General features: G+C 67.7%; 23 protein-coding genes. 15 read left to right on the forward strand and 8 right to left on the reverse strand.

The window, feature by feature from the left end:
• The first annotated feature begins 23 nt into the window (after window positions 1-23).
• Window positions 24-560 (forward strand): DsbA family protein, encoded by a 537-nt coding sequence (locus EAT51_RS11330; RefSeq protein WP_130561633.1) that lies wholly within the window; start codon window positions 24-26, stop codon window positions 558-560.
• Window positions 561-597: 37 nt separating this feature from the next.
• Here EAT51_RS11330 and EAT51_RS11335 read toward each other — a convergent pair whose 3' ends face one another.
• The 3 genes from EAT51_RS11335 to EAT51_RS11345 all read right to left on the reverse strand — a co-directional run bounded on the left by EAT51_RS11335 (window position 598) and on the right by EAT51_RS11345 (window position 3,601).
• Complete coding sequence (locus tag EAT51_RS11335; protein WP_130561634.1) at window positions 598-1,734, reverse strand: phospholipase A; 1,137 nt, start codon at window positions 1,732-1,734, stop codon at window positions 598-600.
• A complete protein-coding gene (locus EAT51_RS11340) occupies window positions 1,731-2,996 on the reverse strand; it encodes a phospholipase D-like domain-containing protein (protein WP_165422707.1) in 1,266 nt (421 codons plus the stop codon). The genes EAT51_RS11335 and EAT51_RS11340 overlap by 4 nt, the downstream gene beginning before the upstream one ends.
• A 119-nt stretch (window positions 2,997-3,115) precedes the next feature.
• Complete coding sequence (locus EAT51_RS11345) at window positions 3,116-3,601, reverse strand: DUF456 domain-containing protein (RefSeq protein WP_165422708.1); 486 nt, start codon at window positions 3,599-3,601, stop codon at window positions 3,116-3,118.
• Between the two features lie 230 nt (window positions 3,602-3,831).
• Between EAT51_RS11345 and EAT51_RS11350 the strand changes: the two genes are divergently transcribed.
• On the forward strand, window positions 3,832-4,041 hold the full coding sequence (locus EAT51_RS11350; protein WP_130518035.1) for a cold-shock protein: 210 nt from the start codon (window positions 3,832-3,834) through the stop codon (window positions 4,039-4,041).
• Window positions 4,042-4,134: 93 nt separating this feature from the next.
• On the opposite strand, the gene EAT51_RS11355 is transcribed toward EAT51_RS11350, so the two are convergent.
• Both EAT51_RS11355 and EAT51_RS11360 read right to left on the reverse strand, forming a co-directional pair.
• Window positions 4,135-4,614: a glycine zipper 2TM domain-containing protein gene (locus tag EAT51_RS11355; RefSeq protein ID WP_130561635.1), complete on the reverse strand. Its 480-nt coding sequence runs from the start codon at window positions 4,612-4,614 to the stop codon at window positions 4,135-4,137.
• A 160-nt stretch (window positions 4,615-4,774) separates the two neighbouring features.
• Entirely contained in the window at window positions 4,775-5,191 is a 417-nt protein-coding gene (locus EAT51_RS11360) for a hypothetical protein (RefSeq protein WP_130518039.1), read from the reverse strand.
• 68 nt (window positions 5,192-5,259) lie between these two features.
• Between EAT51_RS11360 and EAT51_RS11365 the strand changes: the two genes are divergently transcribed.
• On the forward strand, window positions 5,260-6,105 hold the full coding sequence (locus tag EAT51_RS11365) for a tRNA threonylcarbamoyladenosine dehydratase (protein ID WP_130561636.1): 846 nt from the start codon (window positions 5,260-5,262) through the stop codon (window positions 6,103-6,105).
• A 95-nt stretch (window positions 6,106-6,200) separates the two neighbouring features.
• Here EAT51_RS11365 and EAT51_RS11370 read toward each other — a convergent pair whose 3' ends face one another.
• Together EAT51_RS11370 and EAT51_RS11375 are read right to left on the reverse strand one after the other, a co-directional pair.
• Window positions 6,201-6,962, reverse strand: a complete 762-nt coding sequence (locus tag EAT51_RS11370) for a TatD family hydrolase (protein ID WP_130561697.1) — start codon at window positions 6,960-6,962, stop codon at window positions 6,201-6,203.
• 7 nt (window positions 6,963-6,969) lie between these two features.
• On the reverse strand, window positions 6,970-7,194 hold the full coding sequence (locus tag EAT51_RS11375) for a DUF6116 family protein (protein WP_130561637.1): 225 nt from the start codon (window positions 7,192-7,194) through the stop codon (window positions 6,970-6,972).
• 167 nt (window positions 7,195-7,361) lie between these two features.
• On the opposite strand from EAT51_RS11375, the gene EAT51_RS11380 reads away from it, so the two are divergent.
• The 3 genes from EAT51_RS11380 to EAT51_RS11390 all read left to right on the forward strand — a co-directional run bounded on the left by EAT51_RS11380 (window position 7,362) and on the right by EAT51_RS11390 (window position 11,744).
• The gene (locus EAT51_RS11380) at window positions 7,362-8,186 is read left to right on the forward strand and encodes a glycine zipper 2TM domain-containing protein (protein ID WP_130561638.1); all 825 of its coding nucleotides are present in this window, start codon (window positions 7,362-7,364) and stop codon (window positions 8,184-8,186) included.
• A 226-nt stretch (window positions 8,187-8,412) separates the two neighbouring features.
• Window positions 8,413-11,001 (forward strand): DUF3857 domain-containing protein, encoded by a 2,589-nt coding sequence (locus EAT51_RS11385; RefSeq protein WP_165422709.1) that lies wholly within the window; start codon window positions 8,413-8,415, stop codon window positions 10,999-11,001.
• Between the two features lie 116 nt (window positions 11,002-11,117).
• Window positions 11,118-11,744 carry a glutathione S-transferase family protein gene (locus EAT51_RS11390; RefSeq protein ID WP_425478187.1) on the forward strand — a complete coding sequence of 209 codons (627 nt, stop codon included), beginning with the start codon at window positions 11,118-11,120 and terminating at the stop codon, window positions 11,742-11,744.
• Window positions 11,745-11,758: 14 nt separating this feature from the next.
• On the opposite strand, the gene ygfZ is transcribed toward EAT51_RS11390, so the two are convergent.
• The gene (gene ygfZ / locus EAT51_RS11395) at window positions 11,759-12,622 is read right to left on the reverse strand and encodes a CAF17-like 4Fe-4S cluster assembly/insertion protein YgfZ (RefSeq protein WP_228257899.1); all 864 of its coding nucleotides are present in this window, start codon (window positions 12,620-12,622) and stop codon (window positions 11,759-11,761) included.
• A gap of 39 nt (window positions 12,623-12,661) precedes the next feature.
• On the opposite strand from ygfZ, the gene EAT51_RS11400 reads away from it, so the two are divergent.
• The 9 genes from EAT51_RS11400 (at window position 12,662) to lolD (ending at window position 19,091) form a co-directional block, all read left to right on the forward strand.
• A complete protein-coding gene (locus EAT51_RS11400; protein ID WP_130518053.1) occupies window positions 12,662-12,814 on the forward strand; it encodes a DUF1674 domain-containing protein in 153 nt (50 codons plus the stop codon).
• A gap of 73 nt (window positions 12,815-12,887) precedes the next feature.
• Window positions 12,888-13,283, forward strand: coding sequence for a succinate dehydrogenase, cytochrome b556 subunit (gene sdhC, locus EAT51_RS11405; RefSeq protein WP_130518055.1), 396 nt, complete (start codon window positions 12,888-12,890; stop codon window positions 13,281-13,283).
• Window positions 13,280-13,660: a succinate dehydrogenase, hydrophobic membrane anchor protein gene (gene sdhD, locus EAT51_RS11410; protein ID WP_130518057.1), complete on the forward strand. Its 381-nt coding sequence runs from the start codon at window positions 13,280-13,282 to the stop codon at window positions 13,658-13,660. The genes sdhC and sdhD overlap by 4 nt, the downstream gene beginning before the upstream one ends.
• 7 nt (window positions 13,661-13,667) lie before the next feature.
• Complete coding sequence (sdhA, locus tag EAT51_RS11415) at window positions 13,668-15,461, forward strand: succinate dehydrogenase flavoprotein subunit (RefSeq protein ID WP_130532072.1); 1,794 nt, start codon at window positions 13,668-13,670, stop codon at window positions 15,459-15,461.
• A gap of 104 nt (window positions 15,462-15,565) precedes the next feature.
• Window positions 15,566-16,345, forward strand: coding sequence for a succinate dehydrogenase iron-sulfur subunit (locus EAT51_RS11420; RefSeq protein WP_130518061.1), 780 nt, complete (start codon window positions 15,566-15,568; stop codon window positions 16,343-16,345).
• Between the two features lie 71 nt (window positions 16,346-16,416).
• The gene (locus EAT51_RS11425; RefSeq protein ID WP_130518063.1) at window positions 16,417-16,683 is read left to right on the forward strand and encodes an FAD assembly factor SdhE; all 267 of its coding nucleotides are present in this window, start codon (window positions 16,417-16,419) and stop codon (window positions 16,681-16,683) included.
• Window positions 16,634-17,086, forward strand: a complete 453-nt coding sequence (locus tag EAT51_RS11430; RefSeq protein ID WP_130518065.1) for a hypothetical protein — start codon at window positions 16,634-16,636, stop codon at window positions 17,084-17,086. Before EAT51_RS11425 ends, EAT51_RS11430 begins: the two co-directional genes overlap by 50 nt.
• Before the next feature lie 48 nt (window positions 17,087-17,134).
• Window positions 17,135-18,397 (forward strand): lipoprotein-releasing ABC transporter permease subunit, encoded by a 1,263-nt coding sequence (locus tag EAT51_RS11435; RefSeq protein WP_130518067.1) that lies wholly within the window; start codon window positions 17,135-17,137, stop codon window positions 18,395-18,397.
• A complete protein-coding gene (lolD, locus tag EAT51_RS11440) occupies window positions 18,390-19,091 on the forward strand; it encodes a lipoprotein-releasing ABC transporter ATP-binding protein LolD (RefSeq protein WP_130518069.1) in 702 nt (233 codons plus the stop codon). The genes EAT51_RS11435 and lolD overlap by 8 nt, the downstream gene beginning before the upstream one ends.
• The last annotated feature ends 13 nt before the right edge of the window (window positions 19,092-19,104 follow it).

The following is a 19,104-nucleotide window of genomic DNA, read 5'->3' on the forward strand; positions in this document are numbered from 1 at the left end:
GCCGGCCGCACAAGGAGACTCCCATGTCCACGCTTCGCATCCCGGTCGGCCCCGACGACCACGCCCAGGGTCCGGCCGATGCGCCGGTCACGCTGGTCGAGTACGCCGACTACCAGTGTCCGTACTGCGCCCAGGCCTTCCCGATCGTGCGGCAGCTGCAGGCCCGCTTCGGCCACGACCTGCGGCTGGTGTTCCGCAATTTCCCGCTGAGCCAGGCCCATCCCCAGGCCTTGCCGGCTGCGCTGGTGGCCGAATTCGCCGGCCAGCATCGCAAGTTCTGGCCGGCCCACGACGCGCTGTTCGAAAACCAGGACCGCCTCGGCGGATCGCTATACGCCGAACTCCTGGAAGCCCTGGGGCTGGGGGCCGATGCGCTCGAATCGGCGCTGCAGTCGCGCCCGCTGCTCGAACGCGTCCAGGCCGACCTGGACGGCGGTCTGCGCAGCGGCGTGAACGGCACGCCGGCCTTCTTCCTCAACGGCCAGCGCTACGACGTGCGCAGCGGCTTCGACGAGTTGGCGGCGCCGATCGAAGCGCTGATCGCCCAGTCGAGGGCTTGAAGCGCGCTGGCGCGCCGCTGCGCGCCAGCGCCGGGCCTCAGTACCACTCCAGCAGCGAGATGCCCAGGCCGATGTAGGTGGCCTTGTGGTTGTAGTCGATCAGGCTCTCGCCATAGCCGTGGAAGATCTCGATATGCCCGCGCACATTGCGGTCGATCGGGAAGCCCCAGGAGGCCTGCAGCGCGCCATGCGACTGGTCGCCGCCGCGCAGCGAATGCCGGCCCATCAGCGAGAACTCGTGGCCATCGTGGCTATAGGTCAGCGTGGCGTCGCCACGGCCCATATAGTTCTCGATGTCCGGATTGTCGTCGTCGTGGCCCTCCGGGATGCGGTACCAGGGCCGCACCACCAGCGCCCAGTTGTCGCGGTCGAAGCCGATCATGCCGATCACCCGGTTCCAGCTGCGCGAGAGCGGATCGCCGCGGCCGTTGGACTGGTGGTTGAGGCTCAGCCCGGCCAGGCGGCCGTGCCAGTCGCCGAGTGAATAGTTGGTGCGGAACACCATCATCACTTCCGGCTCGTAGTTGGTCTCGCGGAACGGGCGCGAGGCCTCGCTGTTGTAGGTCTGCCAGCGCGAACTCTGCGTATAGCCGCCCCAGATGTCGCCGTTGTCGCCGAACAGGTTCTCCACGAACTTGGTCTTGAAGCTCAGCTGGAACTTGGTCTCGATGCTCTGCAGGTCCTGCGCCACGGTCACCGTATTGTCCGGGTTGGGCGAGGAGGGCATCTCGTTCTTCTTCGACGTCCAGAACGCCGGCAGCAGGTACACCGGCTTGTAGGCGCGCATCTGGAACACGCCCAGCTTGGAGGCGGCCGCCAGCTCCCAGCGCGAGTCCAGCAGCGAGCCCTTGCCGGCATTGGCCAGCACCGCATCGTAGTCGTCGTCGGCGTACATCGAGCCGCCGCGGCGCTTGGCCTTGGCGCTGCTGGCGTCCAGATCCTTCTGCTCCTTGGCGATGCTGGCCGCCGCATCGGCCTGCGCGGTGCTGGGCGCCACGCGCTTGATCGCCGTGTCGTAGCAGGCCAGGCGCTGGGCGTCGACGGTGATCAAGCCGCAGGCCTCGACCGAGGCCGGGGTGATGGTGGTGGTGCCGTCCTGGGCAGCCGCCACGCCAGGCGCGGCGGCAACGCACAGCAGGGACAAGAGTCGGGGCAGGGGGTGCGGGCGGCTCATAGCTGTGACCTGATGGGAAGGATGAGGGTTTCGAACAGTTTCTCCCGCAGCGGCCGTGTACGCCAGCGCTGCAGTGAATAAGGCGTGGCCTTGGCCAGATCGCTCTCGTACAGCGCTGTCATGCGTTCGGCCAGCGCCGGGTCGTAGACGTTGAGGCTGGCTTCGTCGTTGAGCCGGAACGAGCGGATGTCGAAGTTGGTCGAGCCCACCGACACCAGCAGGCCATCGACGATCAGCAGCTTGGTGTGCAGCATCGTCGGCTGGCACTCGCTGATCTGGATGCCGGCTTCCAGCAGCGGCCCCCAGCTGGCCCGCGAGGCCAGCCGCACCGACAGCGAATCGATATGCGGGCCGGGCAGCAGCACACGGATGGCCACGCCGCGCGCCCGCGCCTCCAGCAGCGACCGGGTGATCAGCGCATCGGGAACGAAGTAGGCCGCGGCTAGGTCGATCGTGCGCGTGGCCGCGGCGATGGCCAGCAGATACATCAGATGCATGCTCTCGCTGCCGCCGGAAGGCGAGGCCAGGAACAGCTGCGCCGGACTCTCGCCGACGGGATCCAGCGGCGGGTAGAAGGCCTCGCCATCGAGCACCCGGCCGGTGGACTTGATCCAGTTGTCGTTGAAGGCGGTCTGCACCTGCGCCACCACCGGGCCTTCGATGCGGTAGTGGGTATCGCGCCAGTGCTCCGGATCCTGCGCCTGTCCCAGCCACTGGTCGGCCACGCCGACTCCGCCGGTGAAGCCGATGCGGCCATCGATCACCAGCAGCTTGCGATGGGTGCGGTTGTTGATGCGCTGCAGGTTATACCAGACCAGCGGGCGGTAGCGATGGACCTCCACGCCGGCCTGTTCCATCTCCTCCACCAGGCGCCGGTCCATCTTCAGGCTGCCGCCCCAGTCGATGGTCACCTTGACCTGCACGCCTTGCCGGGCGCGCTCGGCCAGCGCCTGACTGAACTCGCGTCCTATCCGGCCCGACCAGTAGATATAGGTCTCGAAGGTGATGGTCCGCCGGGCGCCGGCGATGGCGTCCAGCATCGCCGGGAAGATCTCGTGCCCGTTGTTGAGCACCTCGATGCGGTTGCCCGGGGTGATGGCCGGGCCGAGCAGCACGGACATCTCGCGCATGAACTGCGGATCGTCCACACCATGGCGATGCGGCGGCACGTGCTCGAGTTTTTTCTCCGGCGTGGCGAAGTTCAGCGCGAGCAGCACCACCACCAGCGTCAGCACCACCGCTGCCGCGATCATCCAGGTCATGCGACCGACATCCCCAATCCCCGCAGGCCGCCCTGGGCCCAATGCGGCGGGATTCTGGCAAAGCCGCCTTCACGCGTTGCGTGAAGGCGTTGGGACCTTCCGGGAGATCGAGGGCAGGCCTAGTAGAACCAGGCGATCAGGAACACCGCCAGCATGGCGAAGGCCAGGCCCACCTTGAGCACCACGCCCACCACTAGCCCGACCCAGGTCGCCAGCCCGACCTTGCCGGCCTGGCGCAGCTCGCGCCCGTGGATCAGCTCACCCACCAGCGCGCCGGCGAAGGGCCCGACCAGTAGTCCCAGCGGCATGAAGAACAGGCCCAACACGGTGCCGATCACCGAGCCGATGATGGCCAGGCGACTGGCGCCGACCCGCTGCGCGCCCATCGCGGTGGACAGCACGTCCACCACCAGAGACAGCGCGGTGAGCAGGCCCAGCACGGTCAGCGTGACCCAGCCGACCTGCTCGAATCCGCCGGCCCATGCCGCAAGCAGCATGCCGGCGAAGGCCAGTGGAAGTCCCGGAAGTACCGGCAGCACCACGCCGAGCACGCCGGCCAGGATCATCAGCGCCGCCAGGACGTACATCACCGTCTGTAATTCCACTTATTTTTCCTTTAGGAACATGGGGTTATGATTTTATGAACGTGCGTTGAAGGGCGTTGCTTTTTCATATTGGCCGCGCTACTGTCAAGCCGCTGCGTTTGCCAAGGTCACCGTGAATCGTGGCCTGATGCGGTAGATCCAAAGATCCGCTACATCGTCGTACCTCGGCTCCTCCTTGCAACCAGCCGCCCGACCCGGCGTACCCAACCCCTGTTCCAAGGAGATCCGCAATGGCAGACCGCGAAACCGGAACCGTGAAATGGTTCAACGATGCGAAGGGTTTTGGCTTCATCAGTCGTGAGAATGGCGAGGACGTGTTCGTGCACTTCCGTGCCATCCAGACGCAGGGCTTCAAGAGCCTCAAGGAAGGCCAGAAGGTGACCTTCACCGTCGTCCAGGGCCAGAAGGGCCTGCAGGCCGACGCTGTCCAGCCTGTCTGAGCCCGCGCGGGTCGTTCCCCCGCGACCAGGCGCAAACGAAAAAGCCCGGCGGAAGCCGGGCTTTTTCGTGCCTGCCATTCGGCTGCCGACAGGTCAGCGGATCACCACACGGCCATTGACCACGCGCACGTAGGTGTTCTCGGTCACGCCGCCCAGGTCGCGCTGGTTGATCACGATGGTGCGGCCATCGTCCATGCGCACGGTCACGTCGTAGGTATCGCCGGTGACGCGGTCCTGGATCGCGTTGCCGGCCAGCGCGCCGCCCACCGCACCGGCGACGGCGGCCACATTCTTGTTGCCCTTGCTGCCGCCGGTCTCCTTGGAGATCTCGCGGCCGGCGACCGCGCCGACGATGCCGCCCAGCACCGCACCGGTGCCGGTGGGCGCGCCGCGGTTGGAGGAGACCGGATCGATGCGGGTGACGATGCCGCAGTCGGCGCAGTAGCGCGACGAGGCGGGCGGATAGGAGGAGCCGCGGTAATCATCACGGTAGCCATAGTTCGGGCTGGTGGTGGCGCAGCCCGCCAGGGTCAGCGCGCCAGCGCTCATCAGGACGAGAGTTTTGAACTGCATCGGATGACTCCTTCGCCCCGCGGGCGTGCCAGGTGGGATGCGGCCAGCGCCGCGTGCCCGGCATCGTGTTGTCATCGCCATGAACGCGGCATCAATTGAAACCGCTTGCCACGGGCCCGCCCGAAGGCCTCATCAGACGCCGTTCATCCTTCGCCGCCGGTCAGTGCGCGAAGTCGTCGTGGCAGGCCTTGCAGGCCTCGCCGATGCGCGCGACCACGGCCTTGGTGTCCGGGCAGCCGACCGGCGGCGCCGACAGCGCGCCGTCCAGCGTCGCCCGCAGCTGACCGGCATGGGTCACGAACCTGGAGTCCTCGGCCAGATCGGGGAACGCCGTTTCCAGGTCGTTGCTGACCGCGCGCAGCGTCTGCAGCCGGGGCAGGGCGTCGCTGGCCGTGCAGCGGTTGGCGGCCAGGTTTGCCTTGAGCACATCGGTCTGCTTGGCCATCACGTGCATCACGCTGTGCGGGAACGGATCCTGCCGCGCCTGCAGCGCGCGCATGCCCATCACCGTGATCACCCCGCCGACCAGCAGGCCGAGCAGGAACAGGAACAGGAAACGGGATGCTTGGCTGGCCACGGGGCGTGCTCCTTGGGACGGTGTGATCGATGGTACGACGGCCGAAGCCGCGCTCCTACAATAGCGGCATGAACGCCGCCGCCTCGCCAACTGTCAGCCCTGTCACCACCCTGTGGAAGGAACGCTTCGCCGGCGTGGACCGCCTCTACGGCGTCGGCGCGGTCGAACGCCTGTCCCAGCGCGTGGTCGCGGTGATCGGCATGGGCGGGGTCGGCTCGTGGGTGGTCGAGGCGCTGGCACGCAGCGGCGTGGGCAGGCTGGTGCTGATCGATGCCGACGACATCTGCCTGTCCAATACCAACCGCCAGCTGCCGGCGCTGGACGGGCAGTACGGCCGCAACAAGGTCGTGGTGATGGCCGAACGCTGCCGCGCGATCAATCCGGAGATCCAGCTGGAGGTCGTCGAGTCGTTCCTGACCTCCTCCAACCTGGAGGCGCTGCTGGGACAGCCGCTGGATCTGGTGATCGATGCCTGCGACAGCTTCCGCACCAAGGTCGAGACCATCGCCTGGTGCCGCCGCCGCAAGCTGCCGATGATCACCGTGGGCTCGGCCGGCGGGCGGACCGACGCGACCCAGGTCCGCGTGCGCGATCTCTCGCGCACCGAGCACGATGCGATGCTGGCGCTGGTGCGCAAGAAGCTGCGCGCCGAGTTCAACTTTCCGCGCAATCCGCAGCGCTACTTCGGCGTGTCGGCGATCTACTCCCTGCAGAACGTCCAGTACCCGCAGGCCGATGGCAGCGTCTGCGGCCTGCGGCCGGTGCTGGGCGCCGAGGCGGCCTTGAAACTGGACTGCGGCGCCGGCCTGGGCGCGGCCACCCATGTCACCGGCACCTTCGCCTTCGCCGCCGCGGGCCGGGCCCTGGAGCTGCTGCTCAAGCCGCGCAAGGAAGCAGCGCCCGCGACGACGTAAGCGCATGCCGTCTTCGCCATCGATGGCCGGGACATCGTGGAGCTACGCGGGAACCGTGAGCCTTGGGCGCCGGCAGTTGGGACCCTAGGCAGGGCTCAGTCCCGAAGTCCGAACAGCCGCGTGGCGTTCTCGGAAGTCACCCGCGCGACCTCTTCATACGGCTGGTCGCGCAGCTCGGCGATCACCTCGCACACGCGCGCCAGGCGCGCCGGCTCGTTGCGCTGTCCGCGGTGTTCGGCATCGGGCTGATCGGGTGCATCGGTTTCCAGCAGCAGATGCTCCAGCGGCATGCGCGCGGCCAGGCGGCGCAGGCGCTGGGCGCGCTCGTATGTCACCGGTCCACCCAGGCCGATCATGAAGCCGTTGTCCCACAGCTGCCGGGCTTGCTCCTCGCTGCCGGCATAGCTGTGCACCACGCCACGCAGCCCGCCGACCTTGCGGATCGCTACGATCACAGCCTCCACCGCGCGCCGCGCGTGCACGATCAGGGGCAGGTCGAACTCCCGCGCCAGCGCCAGCTGGCCCTGGAAGTAAAGCTGCTGCATCTGGTGGTCCAATCCCTCGACGAAGAAATCCAGCCCGCACTCACCGATGGCCACAGGGCGCTCGCGCTCGATCCATTCGCGCAGCAGGTCCAGATGCTCCGGCGCGTGGGCCTGCAGGAACATCGGATGCAGGCCGTAAGCCGGGTACAGCCCCGCGTGCTGATTGCACAGCCTGCGCAGCGCCGGCCAGCCAGCCGCATCGATCGCCGGAACGACCTGGCGTTGCACGCCGGCCGCCAGGGCACGGGCGATGACTGCGTCGCGATCGGCGTCGAACTCTGCGGCGTCGAGGTGGCAGTGGCTGTCGGTCAGCACGCGATCAGCGTGCCGAGCGCGGCCGGGTGTCCAGCGACGGCTGTGCGCGGCGGTCCTTCCAGTTGGCCAGCAACAGCGTGCCCAAGCCCAGCAGGATCTCGTCGACGAAAGGAATGAAGTCCGGCACCGCCAGGTCCACCACGAACAGCAGCGCGGTGAGCTTGAACAGGGCGGGGTGGCGCAGCCGGCGCGCCCAGCGCAGCAGCGGGGAAACGAGAGGGCTTGGCATGACGGCCTCGCAGCGATCTGGATCTGGAAACGCTAACACGGCGCCGCTTGGCCCGGCGTTTAGCCGCTAGCGGGGTTCCGGCTGTGTCGTTCGGTGCCTTGTTCAGCTTCATGCGACAACAATCCAGGCCAACATAGTGCGGGCAAGGCCCGTGATGGAGAGGCGTCATGAAGAACACCACCACCCTGATCCTGGTCGGCGCTGGGGCGCTGCTGTTCGGCGGCGTTGCCACTGCGGCTTACATGAACCACCGGAGTTCGGCGGAGACCTTCGCCACCGCGCCGCAGGGCGAGCTGGCGGCGACCACGCCGCTGGAGAACGGCGATGCCTTGCCGGCCAGCGCGGTGCCCACGGGCACGCGGGTCGATTACGCCGATATCGTCAATGTCGTGCCGATCACGCAGAAGGGCACGCTGTACGCCACGGTGATCGGCACCGACCCGGTGCGCGAGACCACCACGACCACGACCCCGCGTGAGGTCTGTGAGGACGTGGTCGTCAACGACCGTCTGCCCGAGCGCGACGGCAATGTCGGCGGCACCGTCGTCGGTGCGCTGGTCGGCGGCCTGGTCGGCCACCAGATCGGCGGCGGTCATGGTCGCGACCTGGCGACCGCCGCCGGCGCCGTGGCCGGCGGCTTCGCCGGTAACCGCATCGACCGCAACCACGTCGGCGGCCGCGTCGTGCAGCGCACCGAGCGTCAGTGCCATACCGAGAACGCCACGTCCGAATCCTCGCGCGTGACCGGCTACAACGTGACCTATCGCAACCCAGATGGCACCACCGGCACCATGCGCATGGACCAGAAGCCCGGCAGCCGCATCGCCATGGGCAAGTCCAGCGAGGTCACCGGCTACAACGTGACCTACCGCTACGACGGCGCCGAGAAGACCGTGCGCCTGGACCGCAAGCCCGACTCGGACCGCCTGCCCGTGATCGACGGCCGCGTGGTCACCCAGACCGCCGCACTGGATTCCAGCCCGCGCGGCTGAGGTTCCCAGACAACAAGGGCGACAAGCAGGGCCGGCTCGAAAGAGCCGGCCCTTTTCGTATGGGGCAGGTCGGTCGCCCAGGGCCAGACGGTCCTACAATGAAGCGCGCGCCGTGGGGACGGCGCATCGGCGTCGGGATGATTCGGCGGCCTTGGGCGCACCAACAGGAACTGCCCGCCATGACGCGGGCCACGGGGAAGGGATGATTGGCAAGGTGTGGTTTGGCATGGCGCTGTGGCTGGCGGTCGCGGCGGCGGCAGGGGCGATCGATCGTCCGGACATGGCGGCAACGCCGGCCTGGGTCGCCGATGAACCGACGGAGACCGGTCATCCCGCACCGGCTGTGGGCAATCTCCGGTATGAGGTCGTGTCCGACCAGGTCGATCTGACTGGCGCGAAGCCGGTCTGGTATCGGCATATCGGATTCACCGTACTGCGCGAGCAAGGGCTGACCGACGGCGGAAACTTCAGCGTCGATTACCAGCCGGAGTACCAGCGCCTGGTGCTGAGCGAGATCGAGGTGCTGCGCGACGGCCGCCGCATCGACATGCGGGACCGCGCCAGCTATGCCCGTCTGCGTCGGGAGCAGCAGCTCGACTCGGGATTGCTGGATGGGCGGGTCACGCTGAACGTCACGGTGCCCGACCTGCGGGTCGGTGATCGGCTCGACTACAGCTTCATGGTGATCGGGCAGAACCCGATCTTCGGGTCCGCTTACTACGACGACTTCGGGGCGCGCTACAACGTGCCGGTCGGCTGGCGGCGCGTGCGGGTGCGCTACCCGCAGATCCAGCCGGTCTTCGGGCAAGTGAGTGTTCCGGGATTCGCGACCTCCAAGACCGGTGCTGGCGGTGTGGAGACGTTGGATATCACCGCGCGCAACCTGCCATCGGTGATCGAGCCGGAGCAAACGCCGGCAGGCTATGACAGCTTAGGCACCATCCGCTTGTCCACGGCCAGGAGCTGGGCCGACATCGTGGCCTGGGCGGCGCCCCTGTATCCACGCAGCTTCCGTGATCCGGCGGTGGCCGCCGCGATGGCCTCGCAGCTTAAGTTGGATTCGGCCCAGCCGGAGGCGTCGCTGCAGCGCGCCGTTGCGTTCGTGCAGGGCCAGATCCGTTACACGGGCCTGGACATGGGCGTCAATTCGCATGCGCCGCACGCGCCGGAGGCGACGCTCGCCGACCGTTTTGGCGACTGCAAGGACAAGACCACCCTGCTGGTCGCCCTGCTCGGGCTGGCCGGCGTGCGCGCCGAGCCGGTCCTGGTCAACACCCAGCCGGGGAAGGGACTGCGCGAAGCACAGCCATCTGCGAACCTGTTCGATCACGTGGTCGTGCGTGCGCATCTGCCTGGCGGCGAGGTGTGGATCGACGCCACGCGCGACCGCGAGTTCGGCGCCCTGGACGAGCGCCTGGCGCTGCCTTATCGCGTCGGCTTGCCGCTGGTGGCCGGTGGTGGTGCCCTGGTCGACATTCCATACCCTCTGCCGGCCAAGCCGCAGATCGAGGTCGCCGAACGGGTGCAGGTGCGCTCGACCGATGATGGTTACGAGGCCACGTTCGATCTGTCCACCCGCTACCGGCAGGGAGAGGGCGATTCGGTCGCGTCGGGGTATCGGCGCAACGGCGACCAGGCCACCGGCGAGCGCTATCTCAGGTACATGCAGGATTTTTACGAAGGCCTTTCAGCACTAGGCAAACCCGTCATGCAGGAGCCCGGCGAGGGCATGGTCGACATGCATGAGCGATATCGCCTGATGTGGAAACGCGTCGACGGGACCGTGCTCGATCTCTGGCTGTTCCAGCTCAACGACTGGATGACCAAGTTGCCCAATCAGGCGCGCAGCACGCCGTACGCGCTGGGCGGTCCCCGCTTCGCGGTGCAGACGATGGAAGTGCAGGCCGGGAACGGATTCGACATTCCGGATGCGCGCGAGGTTGTCGAAAACCCCTGGTTCCGCTTCGTGCGCAGCACGCGCGTGGAGGGCAAGACACTGCACATCACGGGGGAGTGGACGCGCCTGGCCAAGCAGATTCCCGCGAGCGGCATGGAGCGTGCGGCGCGGGACATGGCGCAGGCACGCGACCTGCTGGTGTTTCCGCTGGAACTGGAGTCCCGGCAGTCGCTGTGGGGGAGCTGGCGGGACTGGCGCTGGCCGTTTGCCGGCCTGCTGCTCGCCGGCCTGCTGGTCCTGGCCTGCTATCCGTTCCGCCGCGGCAGTCTGCCGATGTCGGTTCTGTTCGCCCCGCGTCATGCGGCCCTCGCGGTCCCGGCAAGGCCCTGGAGCATGGCCTGTGCCTGGCTCGCCTATTTCGGTCTGACCTACTTCGACATGGCGGCCGACAAGCTGGTTCCTGGCACGAAACTTCCGATCCAGGCGGTTGCGCTGGTGCTGATCTTTGCCGCCGTCATCGGCGGCTGGCTGCGGGCCGCGATCAGCGCTGGCCTGCTGCGGATGGCGCTCGGTTGGCTCCGGTGCAAGGCCGCGACATTCGACGGCATTTGCCAGGCGCTGGTGGTCGCAACGTTCTCGGCGCTGCCCTTCAGTCTGGGCGCACTGGTGGCGCTGCAGGGCCATGTCACCTGGCTGAACAGCGAGGCGGAGTTGGACAGCGCGCGATTCCCCGGCCTGATGTCGGCTGGCCTGCTCATGCTGTGTGGATGCGGATGGGGGATGGTTTCTGCGATCAACGCGGTCGCGGCGAGCGCCGCGACGTCGCGGCGGCGTGCGCTGGCGGGCATGGCCATCGCCGCAGGCATCGTGCTGTTATTGATCGGGGTCGTCGTCGGCATCGTGAGGCTGGCGCGCTGAAGGCGGGTAAGCCAGCGCGGGATTGATCACCTCGACGGTGGCTCAAAGCTCAGCCACCCAACCAGGCGGTGGATCCTGCCGGCACAATAGGTCCGGGCCGACCCATGGGGGCAGTGATGACGATCAAGGTGTATGGCATGTCCTCTTCGGGCAATTGCCACAAGGTGCGCATGGCGCTGACGCTGCTGCAGCGTCCGTGCGATTGGGTCGAGGTGGACAGTGCGGCCGGGCAGACGCGCACGCCGGAGTTCCTGGCCAAGAACGCCAATGGGCGCGTGCCGATCCTCGAGCGCGAGGACGGGCGGGTGCTGGCCGAGTCCAACGCGATCCTGTGCTGGCTGGCCGAGGGCAGTGCCCTGATGCCGGCCGATCCCTGGCAGCGGGCGCAGGTGCTGGCGTGGATGTTCTTCGAGCAGTACAGCCACGAGCCCTATGTGGCCGTGGCGCGCTTCATCTGTGGCTGGATCCCGCCGGACTCATCGCGCCACGCGGAGCTGCCGCGGCTGCGCGAGCGTGCCGCCGATGCGCTGGCGGTGATGGAGCGTCACCTGCAGGCGCAGGCCTGGTTCGGCGCGGAGACGATGTCGATCGCCGATCTGGCGCTGTTCGCCTACACGCACTGCGCCGACGATGGCGGTGTGTCGCTGGAGGCCTTCCCGCAGGTGCGCGCCTGGCTGGCCCGGATGCTGGCCGTCGATGGCATCACGCCGATGCCCAAGCCGCCGCTGCTCGCCCACGCCTGAGCGAGGGCGTCGCCTCAGCGCGCCAGGCCGTCGAGCAGGACGCGCTGGGCCAGGCGCTGGTCGCCGCTGTACAGGTCGGTGGCAGGGAGCTCCAGCGGCAGGATCGCCAGCACCGGGCCGGGGGCGCGATGGCTGGCGCAGACCACCTGGCCGACTTCGCGTTCGGCGTCCGCGACCGGCGCCCCCGCCTGCAGCAGGGTGTCGCTCTCCAGCAGCGCCAGACCGCGCTTGGCCTTGCCGAGGAAATGCGTGCGGGCCACGATCTCCTGGCCGGGATAGCAGCCCTTCTTGACGCTGAAGGCGCGCAGGCGCTCCAGTGAGAGCTGCTGTGGCGTCCATTGTTCGCGCTGGCTGGCCTCCAGGCGCGGCAGGCCGTGCGCCAGATCCAGGTCGCGCCAGCGCTCCAGCGCGGCTGCATCCGCTTCGCCCGCGGTCTTGGCCAGCAGCAGCGTGCGCGGCTGGTGGGTGCTGCCGACATCCATCGCGATGCCGGCGTCGTCGTGGGCGAGCAGGGCGCCTTGCGCGTCCGTCCAGGCGGCGAACATCCCCTGGGCATGCAGGTCGGCGGGCACGGAGACGACGACCTTCTTGCGGAACACGAAGCGCTTGAGCGCGGTGGCCAGTTCGATGGCCGGCACATCGGGCACGACCAGCACCAGTCGGTCCGTGGCCAGACGTAGCACGGCGAAAACGGCGATCACCCGGCCCTTGGGCGTCAGCCAGGCGTTCCACTGCCAGCGACCGTCCTCCAGCGCATGCAGATCGTTGGCGAACTGCGCCTGCGCGAACGCCACCGCATCCGGCCCCTCCAGACCGACCACGCCGTGGTCGGGGAGGGCAAAGGCCCGTTCACTGGGATTTGCGTGGTTGTCAGTCAAGATCGTGAGGATTAACATTTTGTGCGTTGCGAGACTCACATGATAGGCCAAACCCCTCCCACCCCCGTCCCCGAGCCTGAAACGCAGAAGCCCGAACAGGCTCCCGCGCAGAAGGAGATCGGTGGCCGCGACGGCCCCGAGCCGACTCGCTACGGGGACTGGGAAAAGAACGGGCGCTGCATCGACTTCTGAAAGTCGAATCCACGGCGCCTTCCAGCCAACGCGGCCTTTCCCGACCGCCCAGCCGAGACTAAGAGCCACTCCAATGGCGACACGTCAACGTCCGCTTTCCCCGCACCTGCAGGTGTATCGCTGGCAGATCCAGATGGCCACGTCCATCCTGCATCGCGCCACCGGCGTCATCCTGTCCCTCGGCGCACTGCTGATCGCCGCTGCGCTGGTCGCCCTGGCCTCCGGCCCCGATGCCTGGACCTGGATCTCCGCCCAGGCGAGCACCTGGTACGGGCTGGTCTTCCTGTTCCTGTGGACCTGGGCCTTCACCTACCACCTGCTCAACGGCATCCGCCACCTGGCGCAGGACGGCGGCCTGGGCTATGCGGTCTCGGCCTTCGTGCGCAACGGCTGGCTGGTCAGCGCCGGCAGCCTGGTCCTGGCGCTGCTGGTCTGGGGCGGCGTGCTGGCCAAGGGAGGTGTGGCATGAGCTTCCGCAACCCGCTCAAGCAGGCCAAGGGCCTGGGCTCGGCGCACGCCGGCCTGCATCACTGGGTGGTGCAGCGCTATACGGCCGTGGCCCTGATCTTCCTCGGGCTGTGGTTCGTCTATTTCGTGGTCGGCCTGATCCACGCCGACTACCTGGCCGCCACCGACGCCATCGCCCGGCCCTGGAACGCCACGCTGCTGGTGGCCTTCCTGGTGGCGATGTTCTGGCACGCGCAGCTGGGCCTGCAGGTGATCCTGGAGGATTACGTGCACACCCCGCTGACCGCCTTCGTGTCGCAGCTGCTGGTCCGCTTCGTCTGCTTCCTCGGTGCGCTGGCCAGCGTGTTCGCCGTGGTCCGCATCGCCTTGGGGAACTAACGCCACCATGTCTTCCGCATACAAGATCACCGAACACAAGTACGACATGGTCGTGGTCGGCGCCGGCGGCGCGGGCCTGCGCGCCACCTTCGGCCTGGCGGCCAAGGGCCTGTCCACGGTCTGCCTGACCAAGGTGTTCCCGACCCGCTCGCACACCGTGGCCGCGCAGGGCGGCATCTCCGCCGCGCTCGGCAACATGGGCGAGGACGACTGGCGCTACCACTTCTACGACACCATCAAGGGCTCGGACTGGCTGGGCGACCAGGACGCCATCGAGTACATGGTGCGCGAGGCGATCCCGGCGATCATCGAGCTGGAGCACTACGGCGTGCCGTTCTCGCGCACCGAGGCGGGCAAGATCTACCAGCGTCCGTTCGGCGGCATGACCACCAAGTACGGCGAAGGCCCGGCGGCGCAGCGCACCTGCGCGGCGGCCGACCGCACCGGCCACGCCATGCTGCACACGCTCTACCAGCAGTCGCTGGCGCACAACGCGCGCTTCATGATCGAGTACTTCGCGCTCGACCTGATCTTCGACGAGGAGGGCGTGTGCCGCGGCGTGCTGGCCCTGGACATGGCCGAGGGCACGCTGCACCTGTTCCGCGCCCATGGCGTGGTGCTGGCCACCGGCGGCTACGGCCGCGCCTACTTCAGCGCCACCTCGGCCCACACCTGCACCGGCGACGGCGGCGGTCTGGCTATGCGCGCTGGCCTGCCGATGCAGGACATGGAGTTCGTGCAGTTCCATCCGACCGGCATCTACGGCGCGGGCTGCCTGATCACCGAGGGCGTGCGCGGCGAAGGCGGCATCCTGCGCAATTCTAGCGGCGAGCGCTTCATGGAGCGCTATGCCCCGCACTACAAGGATCTGGCCTCGCGCGACGTCGTGGCGCGCTCGATGACCATCGAGATCCGCGAAGGCCGCGGCGTGGGCGAGCACAAGGACCACATCCTGCTCGACCTGACCCACCTGGGCCCGGAGGTCATCCACGAGAAGCTGCCCGGCATCGCCGAGAGCGCGCGCATCTTCGCCGGCGTGGACGTGTCCAAGGAGCCGATCCCGGTGCTGCCGACCGTGCACTACAACATGGGCGGCATCCCGACCAACTACCACGGCGAAGTGGTGCGCAAGGTCGGCGACGATCCGGATGCGGTGGTGCCCGGCCTGTACGCCATCGGCGAGGCGGCCTGCGTGTCGGTGCACGGCGCCAACCGTCTGGGTTCCAACTCGCTGCTGGACCTGGTGGTGTTCGGTCGCGCGGTGGCCAACCGCTGCGCCGAGACGATCCAGCCCAACCAGCCGCACAAGACCCTGCCGTCGGACGCCTGCGACAAGGCGCTGGGCCTGCTGGACAAGCTGCGCCACGCCAATGGCGACACGCCGACCTCCGTCATCCGTGACAACATGCAGCGCACGATGCAGGCCGACGCGGCCGTGTTCCGCACCAGCAAGACGCTGGCCGAGGGCTGCGAGAAGATGGCCAAGGTGTTCGACAGCTTCCAGGACGTGAAGGTCTCCGACCGTTCGCTGGTGTGGAACTCGGACCTGATCGAGACCTACGAGCTCAACAACCTGCTGCTCAACGCGGTGGCCACGATCAACTCGGCCGAACAGCGCCACGAGAGCCGCGGCGCGCATGCGCACGAGGACTACCCCGAGCGCGACGACGTCAACTGGCAGAAGCACACGCTGGTCAGCGTCGACGAGCAGGGCAAGTGCAGCTTCGACTACCGCCCGGTGCACATGTACACGCTCAGCAAGGATGTTGACGTGGTTCCGCCCAAGCCGCGCGTTTACTGACCAGAGCCGGGATTCGGGATTGGTGATTCGGGATTCGAAGACGCTTCGGATCCTGCTTTCAACCCATCCCCAATCCCTAATCCCCAATCCCGGATTTTAAAGCCATGGCTGAGTTTGCACTCCCCAAGAATTCCAAAATCGGCAAGGGCAAGCATTTCCCCGCCAAGGGCGCCAAGAACACGCGCACCTTCAAGATCTACCGCTGGAGTCCGGACGACGACCAGAACCCGCGCACCGACACCTACGAGGTGGATCTGGACAAGTGCGGCCCGATGGTTCTGGACGCGCTGATCAAGATCAAGAACGAGATCGATCCGACGCTGACCTTCCGCCGCTCCTGCCGCGAGGGCATCTGCGGCTCGTGCGCAATGAACATCAGCGGCACCAACACGCTGGCCTGCACCAAGGCCATCGAGGACTGCGGCCGCGGCGAGGTGCCGATCTATCCGCTGCCGCACATGGACGTGGTCAAGGACCTGGTGCCGGACCTGACCCACTTCTACGCCCAGTACGCCTCGATCAAGCCCTGGCTGCGCACGCAGAGCCCGGCGCCGGACCGCGAGCGGCTGCAGTCGCCCGAGGACCGCAAGAAGATCGACGGCCTGTACGAGTGCATCCTGTGCGCGTGCTGCTCGACCAGCTGCCCGAGCTACTGGTGGAACGGCGAGCGCTACCTGGGCCCGGCGATCCTGCTGCAGGCCTACCGCTGGATCATCGATTCGCGCGATGAGGACACCGGTGCGCGCCTTGACGATCTGGAAGATCCGTTCAAGCTCTACCGCTGCCACACCATCATGAACTGCGCGCGCACCTGCCCCAAGGGTCTGAACCCGGCCAAGGCGATCGCCGAGATCAAGAAGCTGATGCTGGCCCGCGCGGCCTGATCGCTTCGACTGCTGCACGCACGGCGCCCTCCGATGGAGGGCGTTTTGCTTTCCACGAACTGGACACGCCCATGAGCGATGCGAGCGACCCCACCTTCGACCCGGTGATCAAGCGCCTGCGCTGGCGCAGCCGACGCGGCATGCGCGAGCTGGACCAGCTGTTCGAGCGCTACCTGGACCACGCCTGGCAGGACGATTCCGAGGAACAGCGGGCGGTTTTCCTAGCGCTGCTCGAATGCGAGGACGATAAGCTCTGGCGCTGGTTCATGGGCTACGAGGAATGCCCCGATGCCGCGCTCGCCCAGCTCATGGAACGCATCCGCCAGCTGCCGGCTTGAGTGGCGCCCCTCGCGCCTGCTGGGCGCGACGCTGGCGCTCATCGGCGTGCTCGCGGTCTGCGCGGTGCTGGCCAGCGCCCTGCCGGGCTGGGGGATCGCGCTGCTGGGGCCGTGCAGCGCGGCGCAGGCGAGCGTGTCGTTGCGGCGCTATCTGCGGCGGCCATCGTGCCTGCTGGTCATCCCCGGCGGCGACGCCGCGCCCACGCTGGATGGCGTAACGCTGACGCGCTGCCAAGTGCAGTGGCGCGGACCGCTGGCGTTTTTGGCCTGGCGCGACGCCACCGGCCGGCGCGGTCACCTGGTCTGGTGGCCCGATACGCTGGAGGCGCGCGCACGACGTGAACTGCGTCTGGCCGCCGAGGGGCTGGCCGTTTCCGCGCGCGGCGCGGCGATGGCACCATAGCGCACCGCCAGGCCCGCGACGGCCTGGTTCACCTCACCGCAGGCCGCAATGTTCAAACCCATCCCGGTCGCCATCGGCCTGCGCTATCTGCGCGCCAAGCGACGCAACGGCTTCATCTCCTTCATCTCGATGGCCTCGATCATCGGCATCGCGCTGGGCGTGATGGTGCTGATCACCACGCTGTCGGTGATGAGCGGCTTCCAGCGCGAGATCCGCGACCGCCTGCTGCAGATGACCGCGCACGCGACCGTGTCCTCGACTGGCGAGCCCATGCGGGATTGGCAGACGGCGGTGAAGCTGGCGATGGAGGACCCGCGGGTGGCGGGGGCGGCGCCGTATGTGGATGGCGAGGGCCTGATCGCCGGCAACGCGACGCAGAACATGCCGGCGGTGGTGCGCGGCATCGTGCCCGACCAGGAAGCGCACGTTTCAGTCCTGGCCAAGAAGATGGACCAGGGCTCGGTCGATTCGCTGCAGCCGGGTAAGTTCAACATCCTGCTGGGCAGCGAGCTGGCGCAATGGTTGAACGTGCGCGTGGGCGACAAGGTCAACGTGCTGACCAGCGACGTGCAGAGCACGATCGTCGGCGCCCTGCCGCAGACCAAGCGCTTCACCGTCACCGGCATCTTCACCGTCGGCTACAACGACATCGACAAGGGCATGGCCTTCGTCGACATGCAGGACCTGCAGCGGCTCAAGCGCATGGGCGACGGCGTCACCGGCGTGCGTCTGATGCTGCACGACATGGACCAGGCGTCCGATGTGGCGCGCGACCTGGCCATGCGCCTGCAGCAAGTGAACCCCTATCCATACCGCATCAGCGACTGGACCAGCGACAACGCCAACCTCTACCAGTCGTTGAAGATGGAGAAGACGGTGATGGGCGTGCTGTTGTCGCTGATCATCCTCATGGGCGCCTTCACCCTGGTCAATTCGCAGGTGATGCTGGTGACCGACAAACAGGCCGACATCGCCATCCTGCGCACGCTGGGCCTGACCCCGCGCGGGGTGATGCAGGTGTTCATGGTGCAGGGCTCGCTGATCGGCGTGATCGGCACCGTGGTCGGCGTGATCAGCGGCATCGTGCTGACCATGAATCTGGAGCGCATCCTGGAGCTGATCGAGCACACCTTCCACGTGGTCCTGCTGCCCTCGGACGTGTACTACATCACCGGCCTGCCATACGTGCTCAACCCGCACGAGATCGTGGTGATCGCCCTGGTCGCGCTGACCATGAGTTTCCTGGCCACGCTGTATCCGGCCTGGCGCGCAGCGCGCACCGACCCGGCCGAGGCCCTGCGCTATGAGTAAGCCGATGCAAGACAGTAGCGTGATCCGCGCGCAGGCGCTGGCCAAGACCTATGCCGAAGGCAAGATGAAGACGCCGGTCTTCGACGGCTTGGATCTGGACGTGCAGGCCGGCGAGACCGTGGCCATCGTCGGTGCGTCCGGGGCCGGCAAGAGCACGCTGCTGCACCTGCTGGGCGGCCTGGACACGCCGACTTCGGGTGAGGTCTTCGTCGCCGGGCAGAAGATGTCGGGCCTGTCCAATGCGGCGCGCGGCAAGCTGCGCAACCGGGCGCTGGGCTTCGTCTACCAGTTCCATCACCTGCTGCCCGAGTTCACCGCGCTGGAGAACGTGATGATGCCGGTGGCGCTGGGTGGCGGCGATCTGAGCGAGGCGCGTCAGCGCGCGACCACGCTGCTCGAGCACGTCGGCCTGGGCCATCGCCTGGAACACAAGCCGGGCGAGCTCTCCGGCGGCGAGCGCCAGCGCGCGGCCGTGGCCCGGGCGCTGGTCAACAACCCCGGCTGCGTGCTGGGCGACGAGCCGACCGGCAACCTGGACGACAAGACCGCCGAGACCGTGTTCTCGCTGATGCTGGACCTCAACCGCGCCCAGCGCACCAGCCTGGTCCTGGTGACCCACGACCGTGGCCTGGCCGCCCGCCTGGACCGCACGCTGGAGTTGCACCAGGGCAAGCTGCGTCCGATCGCGCTCTGAGTCCAAGACGCGC

The sequence above is a fragment of the Pseudoxanthomonas winnipegensis genome (assembly GCF_004283755.1).
Lineage (GTDB): Bacteria > Pseudomonadota > Gammaproteobacteria > Xanthomonadales > Xanthomonadaceae > Pseudoxanthomonas_A > Pseudoxanthomonas_A winnipegensis.